Source organism: Streptomyces sp. P5F9 (assembly GCF_057961495.1).
The window spans coordinates 1-8751 of the sequence record NZ_JBXVPZ010000414.1 but is presented as its reverse complement, the minus strand read 5'-3'; the positions used below and the strand labels follow the sequence as shown (position 1 = coordinate 8751).

Annotated in this window: 6 protein-coding genes; 4 read left to right on the top strand and 2 right to left on the bottom strand. The window is 69.0% G+C overall.

Features of this window, described 5'->3' with window-relative positions:
* Window positions 1–233: 233 nt before the first annotated feature.
* Together AC31A1_RS40675 and AC31A1_RS40670 are read left to right on the top strand one after the other, a co-directional pair.
* Window positions 234–1454, top strand: a complete 1221-nt coding sequence (locus tag AC31A1_RS40675) for an exo-beta-N-acetylmuramidase NamZ family protein (protein WP_489658113.1) — start codon at window positions 234–236, stop codon at window positions 1452–1454.
* Window positions 1455–1535: 81 nt separating this feature from the next.
* Window positions 1536–2897 carry a serine-threonine protein kinase gene (locus AC31A1_RS40670; RefSeq protein WP_489658112.1) on the top strand — a complete coding sequence of 454 codons (1362 nt, stop codon included), beginning with the start codon at window positions 1536–1538 and terminating at the stop codon, window positions 2895–2897.
* Here AC31A1_RS40670 and AC31A1_RS40665 read toward each other — a convergent pair.
* Entirely contained in the window at window positions 2886–5669 is a 2784-nt protein-coding gene (locus tag AC31A1_RS40665) for a penicillin acylase family protein (RefSeq protein WP_489658111.1), read from the bottom strand. The two genes, AC31A1_RS40670 and AC31A1_RS40665, sit on opposite strands and share 12 nt — an antisense overlap.
* A gap of 222 nt (window positions 5670–5891) precedes the next feature.
* On the opposite strand from AC31A1_RS40665, the gene AC31A1_RS40660 reads away from it, so the two are divergent.
* Entirely contained in the window at window positions 5892–6494 is a 603-nt protein-coding gene (locus AC31A1_RS40660) for a hypothetical protein (protein WP_489658110.1), read from the top strand.
* Between the two features lie 145 nt (window positions 6495–6639).
* Here the strand turns inward: AC31A1_RS40660 and AC31A1_RS40655 are convergent, their stop codons facing one another.
* Window positions 6640–7446, bottom strand: a complete 807-nt coding sequence (locus AC31A1_RS40655; protein ID WP_489658109.1) for a G1 family glutamic endopeptidase — start codon at window positions 7444–7446, stop codon at window positions 6640–6642.
* A 411-nt stretch (window positions 7447–7857) separates the two neighbouring features.
* Between AC31A1_RS40655 and AC31A1_RS40650 the strand changes: the two genes are divergently transcribed.
* On the top strand, window positions 7858–8751 hold an 894-nt coding region (locus AC31A1_RS40650; protein ID WP_489658108.1), incomplete at its 3' end, for a hypothetical protein.

The window sequence follows — 8751 nt, the reverse complement described above, 5'->3', positions numbered from 1 at the left end:
ATGCCACCCCCAGCCCCCGTGACAACTACCCCGGCACCCTGAACGGCTTCCACCATCGGTCTCCTTCGACTGCGGCTCCACTGCAAGCCCAGACTAACCGGTCGGTATGTAACATCGGAAGGGCGTTGGCCCTTAGGGGCGCGAGGCTGTATCGATTTGCGGCTCCGCCGCGCGAGCGACCACGGCCGAGTCGCACTCTACGAACTACCTGCGGCAGCACTTACGGTGCCCGCATGCCCCTCACCAGAAGAACCCTCCTGGCAGCAACCCCGGCGGCAACCCTCACCCCCGCGACCACCAAGTCCCACAACCTCCGCACCGGCTTCGAACAACTAGCCGCACACGACTACACCCAACTCAACGGCCAGCGAGTCGGAATCGTCACCAACCCCACCGGCATCACCAGAGACGCCCACCACATCGTCGACGTGATGCACACCAGCCCCCACGTGAACCTCACCGCGGTCTTCGGCCCGGAGCACGGCTTCAGAGGCACCGCCCAAGCCGGCGGCTCCGAGGGCCACTACACCGACCCGGCCACCAGACTCCCGGTCTACGACACGTACTTGAAGAGCGGCCGACCACTCGCCGACATCTTCAGGACCGCCGCCGTGGACACCGTCGTCTTCGACATCCAGGACGTAGGCGCCCGCTTCTACACCTACATCTGGACCCTCTACGACTGCATGGAGGCGGCCCAGCTGGCCGGCAAACGCTTCGTAGTCCTCGACCGCCCCAACCCGGTGACCGGAAGATCGGCCCAAGGCCCGGTCCTGCACAAAGAGTTCGCGACCTTCGTAGGCAGACAGCCCATCGCACAGGCACACGGCATGACGGTCGCCGAGCTGGCCCGGCTGTTCAACGCGGAGTTCCTGACCAAGCCCGTCCCCCTGGAGACCGTGCTGATGACGGGCTGGAAGCGTTCGGAGTTCTACGACGCCTGGTCGCTCCCCTGGGTGCCGCCGAGCCCCAACACGCCGACACCGGACACCGCGCTCGTGTACTCGGGGACATGTCTCTTCGAGGGCACGAACCTCTCCGAGGGCCGCGGCACCACCCGCCCCTTCGAGCTGCTCGGCGCGGAGGGCATCGACGGACGCTGGGCCGCCGAGGTGAATCAACTCGCCCTGCCCGGCGTGCACTTCAGGGAGGCGTACTTTGCGCCCACGTTCTCCAAGTTCGAGGGCAAGACCGTCGGCGGGGTCCAGATCCACATCCACGACCGGGCCGCGTACGACCCGGTGCGCACCGGCATCGCGCTGCTGGTGACCGCCAAGAAGGTCTGGAGCGGCTTCGGTTGGCGCTCAGACAACTGGATCGACAAGCTCACCGGGTCCGCGCGGGTGCGGACGGCGATCGACGCCGGCGCGGGTACCGACGAGGTGGTGGCGGGCTGGCAGGGGGAGTTGAGGGCCTTCCGGCGGGTTCGAACTGAATACCTCCTCTACAAGTGAGTCGTGACGTATGGCCAATCTTCACCGGTAGCGGGACGATGCGCCCACATCGCACCACTACGGGGAACGAGGAGGCCGGTCATGGCGGATCCGGCGATGAGTGTGAGCCCCTACTGGGAGTTGACGTTCGACGCCGACGGAGACGTCGACCGGGGAGAACGCGACCGACTGCTGAGCGAGGTGCGGCAACGCGGGGTCGGCGACCTGATCGTCTTCTCGCACGGGTGGAACAACCAACGCGTCGGCGCGACCCGGCTCTACAGCCGCTTCTTCGCCCCGATTCCGCACCTCGCGCCGAAGGCCAGGATCGGGTACGCAGGCGTGATCTGGCCATCCATGGAGTTTCCGGACCAGCCGATTCCGGACTTCCCTCGATCACCGTCGGCCGCAGCCGAGTTGACGCGGCCCGCGCTGGACGCCGACACCCGGCACGCGCTCCTCGACGCCTTCCCCGGCAAGGCGCCGGTGATCGACCAGATCGCCCGGATGCTGGACCAACAGCCGCCGCAGGACGCCGAGTTGGAGGAGTACGGGCGGCTGGTGCGGACGCTGGTGGAGGTGGTGCCGCCGGGGCCGCAGGCGTTGTTCGGTGCTGACACCCTGGCGGAGGGGGTGCCGCAGTCCGAGCCCCGGATGTTCGCGGCCGGATGCACGGCCGAGGTGTGCGAGCAGTTCGCGCAGGCGCTGGCCCACCTCGCGGCCCCTCAATCCCCAGGCTCGGTAACGGAGTTCGCGCTGCCCAACCCGTGGAAGGGTGCGCGGGAGCTGCTGCGGCAGGCGGCGTACTACGCGATGAAGAGACGCGCGGGCACGGTCGGTGAGCGCGGTCTCGGCCCGGCCATCGGGCGGCTCGCGGCGGTGGCACCGGAGGTGCGGGTGCATCTCGTGGGGCACAGTTTCGGCGGGCGCCTGGTGTCGTTCGCGCTACGGGGTCTGCCCGAGGGAGTGCACTCGGTGAAGTCCGTGACGCTGCTCCAAGGGGCCTTCTCCCACTACGCGTTCGCGGCCAGGCTGCCGGACGACCCGCGTGCCGGAGGTGTGCTGCAGGGCCAGCAGAACCGCGTCGACGGGCCCCTCGTGTGCTGCTACTCGCACTGCGACTCGGCGCTCGGCACGATCTATCCGCTGGCCTCGCGGATGGCGGACGACGACTGCTCGTTCGCCGCCGTCGACATCGTCCGGGTGCTGGGCGACAAGTGGGGAGCGATGGGTCACGACGGGGTGCAGGGGGTGCCGGGCACCCGTTCCCTGACCCTGGCCGAGGCCCTCAACTCCCCGCTGCCGGCATCGGGTTGTGTGAACGTCGACACCTGCGCGGTGGTGTGTCACGGCGAGCCGCCGACGGGGGCGCACGGCGACATCGTGCACCCCGAACTCGCGCGGGTGGTGCTGGCGGCGGGCCGGATCGGCCGGCCCGCCGCCGCTCAGGCGTCACCGGTGTGACGTGTACTCCACCACTTGCTGGAAGGTGGGCCGGTTCTGCCAACTGATGTTGTAGTGCTTGATGCCGCCGAGCGTCCGCTGGACGATCGAGTCGGCACACCACTGGTCGCCCGCCGAGCACAGGGAGTCCCCGGGGTAGACCGTGGACGCGCTCGCGCCGGCCGCCGTCTTCAGCGTGCTGATCAGGATGTCCCGGCAGGCGCTGAGGCTGCCGCCCCCGCAGTACTGCTGGGCCAGCGGACCGGACACGGTCTGCCCGAGCACCGACCGGAGGTCCTTGTCGACATAGCTCCACCAGCCGAACTGGAAGGAGCTTCCGGCATGCGACCCGGTCGGGCCGTGGGCGGCCGACGGGGTCTCGTCGATGTACAGATTGTTGGTGAGCGCGGTGTAGAGGGTGTCACCGAGGCCGGGTTGGAACTCGGCCTTCACCAGGGCGGGCCACCAGGCGTCCAGAATCCGGATGGCGTCGGCGTTGGCGTACGTCTTGGAGCCTGCCGAGGTCTCGGTGCGTTTGCCGCCGGCGGTGAGCCAGGTCTGAAGCTTGGTGACGGCCGCGGCGGCGGTGGAGTCGGTGACCGTACTGCTGTTGATCACCTTCAGCATGTCGGGCAGCACGTCCTCGGCGCGCAGGTCGGTGAGCGAGGCGTCGGACATCGCCTTCACCAGCGAGGATCTGGTGACCCCGCCGGCCGCGACGAGTTTCTTCACCCGGTCGTCGAGGAGATTGCCGCGATGGACGGACCCGTCGCCCCAGCTCGCGGTCGTGTAGTTGAGTGCCTGTTTGTTGTTCCAGGAGATGTAGTAGTCCTGGTCGATGGAGTTGGGGTGCGCGGAGGCCGGGGTGTAGTCGGAGGTGTTGGTGGTGGGGTCCCAGTTCTGCCACTCGTAGGCGGCCTGGCCCCAGACCGGGAACTCGGGGTCGACACCGGTCGCCCGCACCGGGTTGTTGCCGCTGTTGTAGTACGCGGTGTGCGAGGAGTCGGCGTAGAACCAGTTGAACGTGAAGTTGATGTGCTGGGCGGCGCTCTGGAAGGTCTGCGGACTCTTCACGTAGTCCGGGTCGTTGAGCATCTGGAAGCCGATGATCGAGTCGGCCTCGTGCATGTAGGAGGAGCGCAGGGTGGTGTAGGCGACCTTCTTCCCGCCGACGGTCGCCCGGTACTCGACGGGTCCGTACTCGGTTTTCCAGACCCTCATGGTGTACGACCCCGCGGCGGTACCGTCAGCCGTGGTGGGCGCCCAGGAGTTCTTCTGCTCGATCTCCTCCATCGGCGTGCAGGTGCCGTGGAAGAGGTAGTGGTAGTCGTCCTGGCAGAGTTCGACGGCGTACGTGTCGATGATGTCCTGGCCGGAGGTCGTGGCGGACCACGAGTAGTCCTGGCCGCGGCCGAGTTCGACGTACATGCTCAGTCCCGCGAAGGAGGCGCCGCGGGCGCTGATGCCCGGGCCCTGGATCTCCTGGAGCATGAGCAACTGCGGTGCGAAGTAACCGGTCTGCGGTCCGAAGACGGCGATCGGGTGGCCGCTCGCGGTGTATTTGCCGCTCACCACAAGGGCGTTGGACATCCCGCGCTTGGCGGAGCTGAGGGCGGTCGCGGTCGCCGCGGCGGAGGCGGCGGAGGCGCTCTGGTTGGCGCCGGTGCCCGTGGCGTCGTAGACGAGTGGTTCGGTCGTCACCGATCCGGCGTCGGGGAGTGCCTCGCCCTGGGCGGTGGTGGGCTTGGTGCCGTACGGGAAGCTCTCGCCGTTGTGGACGGTGAGCACGGCCTCGGGGTCGTTGCGTTCGCGGAAGGACTCCCAGACCTTGGTGCCCTGCTCCACGCCGTACTTCTCCTGGGCGGCGAGCAGGGAGAGGGCGTTGTTGACCTCGCCGCCGCCGCCGGAGCCGAAGAGCGTGCCGATGACGGAGGCCAGCGCGACCAGGTCGGTGATCTTGAAGTGGTCGATCGTGCCGGCGTTGGTGATCGAGTCCTTGTGGCCGGTGAGGACGTACTCGCCGGGGAAGTAACGGCCGCTGTCCGAGGCGTCGATGTAGGCGTTGATGCCGGCCAGGTAGGCGTTGGCGTCGGAGAGCGCCTGCTGGCCGCGGGTGCCGTTGTTGGCGACGGCGTTGTCGATCTGGGACTGCAACTCGGCCTCGGTGTACGGGGCGTTGCGGTAGAACTCCTGCTCAAGTCCCTGGTTGGAGGCCGCGCCGCCGGCGAAGGTGGTCAGCTGGCCACGTCCGACGTGCCGGAAGACGTCCATCAGCCACAGCCGGTCCTCGGCCGCCGCGTAGCCGGCGCCGTACTCGGTGCCGTAGCGCGTGGTGCCTGTGATGTGCGGCACACCGGTCGCCTTGTCGCGGACGATCGTCACGTCGGTGCGGCCGCTGGGGTTCTCGGTCGAGGCGACGTTGGCGGCGGGGACCCCGAACGACGCGTCGTTGAAGAAGGTGTTGATCTTCGCGTCGGTCAGCGTGGCGGCGCCCGTGGCCAGGTTGGCATAGGGGCCGAGCTGGTCTTCGGCATGGCTGGGCTGGCTGCCGAAGGCCTGGTTGAGAAGGATCTGGGCGAGGGTGGCGTTGCCGTTCTCGCCGGCCGGGAGGATGTCCGAACACTGGCCGCCGCAGTAGTCGTTCGAGGCGGTCGCCGCCGCGGCCGTCCCCTGGGCAAGGGGGGACAAAAGGGCGGCAATGAGGGCGCATACGGATGCGGCCTTCAGGAACCCGGGGAATCCGCCGGGAGTTCTCAGTCTGTCGAACAAGTTACGCGGGGTGCGCCGTGGCATCGCAGCTCCTACCGACCGGGGGTGGTGCGGGACGTTACCGCCGGTATCCCCGAGATTGAAGATGAACATGCGTCAAGTTTTGGATCCGGGCAAGCGGCTTATGGAGGCCATCGGAAATCGGATGGAGCCAAATCGCTTGTCGATACGTCTATTCGGCGACGTCCGTTCGACGACGCCGAGGTGACCGAAGTACAGGTGCAGGTGTGACGGAGGTGCAGGGCGATGGCCGGTTTCCGGAGTCTGGCGAGACAGGTGCGAGACCCTCGGTGCGATCTGGCGCTACGGCGCTACTCGCTGCGCAAGTGCCTTGAGCGGTTCGCCCCTTATGGGCACAGGGCGACCTGGGACCACTTGTGCTCCCGGGCCGGGTTCGGACCCGAGGACCGCTCTCCCGACCCGGCGCGGCTCGTGGCCGCACTGGACGAGTTGGAGGAAGCGCGCAAGGTCTGGCTCGCCTACGAGGCAGGGTTCGCCGAACGCCGCAAGAAGGAGAAGCACGACGGGCTCCGCCGCCCGGGCACCGTGGACGACTGGCACCGGCTGACCTGGGGCGGCTTCGGTGTCGCCTGGTGCGACGACCCACGACTCCACCCCCATGAACCACTGGCCGAGGTGCTGCGACGGCTGATCGCCGCCCTGGAACGTGAACCGGGTTCCGTGTGCCCCGTGTGCGCCGGGGAGCGCCTCCAGTGGAAGTACGACCTGGCCCACGAACCCTCCTCGGGCCCGGTCTGCACGGACTGCGGCATCGTCGTACCGCGTCCGGTGCTCACGCCCGAGGCCCTGGCGTACGCCAGGCGCGGACGGCTGCTCATGTCCGCCTGAACCGGGCGAATCGAAGAAGGGCGCCAGGGGTGCGCCGGGGATGCCGCACCCCTTTTCTGACCCAGCCGGTTTGCGCTTGCCGGTGCAACGGCGGAGGCTGCCGACGGCGTTCCGTCGACAGCCCCCAAATGGCGCGCCGCAGGCGTCAGCTGGCCTTCCAGACGTCGGAGAAGCTGCCGCCGGAGATCGAGCCCGGCTGGGCCCGTACGGCGGAGCTGCTGCTCTTGGTCATGACGATCTCGTTCGGCGAGTAGGTGTCGAGGTTGTTGCCGTTCGCCTTGGCGCCGGTGAAGTTCACGGTGCCGAAGTTGGCGAGGCTCGCGACCGAACCACCGACCTCGGGCGCCTCGGCGACGACCTCGGCGGAGGCGTTCTTGAAGCCGGACGAGCCCGCGTGCGTGGTCGTCTTCGTCCAGCCCTCGGTGGAGTCGGCGAGGGTCATGGTGAAGGTGGAGCCGGTGTAGGTCACGGTCGCGGTGAACTTGTCGCCGCCCTTCACGGTGACGCCGGAGTACGCGCTCTCGGAGGCGGGCAGCACCTCCCACCAGGCGCCGTAGGTGGCCTTGCCGCCGATGCAGTCGGCTTCCGTACCGGTCTGCTCCAGCGCGGAGTTGCTGTACCCGTCGAGGCCGACCCAGAAGGAGGAGTACGTGGTGGCCGAGGAGCAGCTGACGCTCGGCTGGGTCCAGGACGAGGTGACCGAGGTGTACGCGCCGGTCGAGCCCGTGGCCGCGTAGCCGGACCAGTTGGTGGACGAGACGGTGGCGTTGACCTTGCCGGGCTTCGCGAGCCCGTGCAGCGTGTGACTCTCGTGGCTCGCTATGGCCTGGGTGAGCTGGGCCGGAGTGTGCGTGGCGGCGCTCGGCGCGGCGGCGAGCGCGGGGGTGGCGAGGGCGGCGGTGAGGGCGGCGGCGGTGACGAGAACGAACCCGGCGGAAGATCTCGCGGACATGACTCTCCGTCATTCGAGGGGTGGGGGGCTGCCGTGACGGCAGTGCACAGCAGCTTCCGCGAGGCTTCATGGGCATGGCAAGACAGACAAGTTCCTTCAGTCTTGCGGGAATTGGCGCCGCAACACCCGGGAAATCTCACAGGTTCGTTCAAGGTTGATCAATCACCGGGCAAGACTGACCAAACTTCAGGGCAACGCTCTTCCGCCCCACGAGTCCCCTGACTTGAGCTGGAGGACGTGACTTCCAGACCGGGGTACGTGCCGTCCAGACCGGAGAGCGCGCCGTCTTCCAGACCGGGGTACGCGCGCTCCGGACCGGAGTACGCGCCGCCTCCGAGACCGGAGCACGCGCCTTCCGGACCCGAGAGCGCACCGTCCGGAGCGGAGAACGCGGAGTCCGGCACCGGGGCGATGCCGTTCCACGAGGCGTTGCGCGCGGCCATCGCGGCCAGCGGCCTCAGCCTGGACCGGCTCCAGGACCGGCTGCTGCGGCGCGGCACCCCGGTCGCGTCGGCAACGCTCAGCTCCTGGCAGTCCGGCCGCTACCAGCCCGAACGGCAACGGTCGTTGGCGGCACTCGCCGTACTGGAGGACGTCCTACGGCTGCCGCCCGGAGCGCTGACCGGCCTGCTGGGCCCGCCCCGGCCCCGCGGCCGCTGGCTGCCGCCGGACGGGGACCACCCCGATCTCGCCCGGGCCTGGTCGGACCACCACGACCTCACCGCCGCCCTCGCCGCGCTCGACACCCGCTGGGACGACAGCCTGACCCGGCTCAGTTGCCACAACCGGGTGGACGTGGACGCCGACCGCCGCGTCCGCTCGATGACCAGCCGGCGCCTGCTGCGCGCCGAGGCGGACGGCGCGGACCGCTGGATCGCCCTGTACCGCCTGGACGCGCCCGGCCCGTTGCCGTACTTCCGCGTGGCGGCACCGGCCCGGCTCGGCACGGTCGTCGAACTCCCCGAAGAGGGGCTGGTGGCGGCCGAGTTGCTCTTCGACAGCCCCTTGGCGCGCGGCGAGACCGTGATCGTCGACTACACGGTCGAGCACCGGGACCCACGCCCGTACTCCCAGCGCGCCGAGACCACGATCCACGTCCCAATGCGCGAACACCTCCTGGAGGTCCGCTTCGCGAAGGAGTGTCTGCCGCGCACGTGTTACTCGTTCCGCACGAACGGCCTCGACCCCCGTCCCCGCGCCGGGCGACCACGCGAACAACGGCTCAGGGTGGACGCGTCGGGGTCGGTGCACGCCGTGGCGTTGGGGGCGGGGCCCTGCCGGGTCGGGATCCGGTGGGTGTGGGGA

Excerpts from the sequence above, each read along its gene's own strand:
- AC31A1_RS40660 (WP_489658110.1), top strand. The coding sequence starts at position 5,892 with ATGGCCGGTTTCCGGAGTCTGGCGAGACAGGTGCGAGACCCTCGGTGC.
- AC31A1_RS40665 (WP_489658111.1), bottom strand. The coding sequence starts at position 5,669 with ATGCCACGGCGCACCCCGCGTAACTTGTTCGACAGACTGAGAACTCCC.
- AC31A1_RS40675 (WP_489658113.1), top strand. The coding sequence starts at position 234 with ATGCCCCTCACCAGAAGAACCCTCCTGGCAGCAACCCCGGCGGCAACC.
- AC31A1_RS40655 (WP_489658109.1), bottom strand. The coding sequence starts at position 7,446 with ATGTCCGCGAGATCTTCCGCCGGGTTCGTTCTCGTCACCGCCGCCGCC.
- AC31A1_RS40670 (WP_489658112.1), top strand. The coding sequence starts at position 1,536 with ATGGCGGATCCGGCGATGAGTGTGAGCCCCTACTGGGAGTTGACGTTC.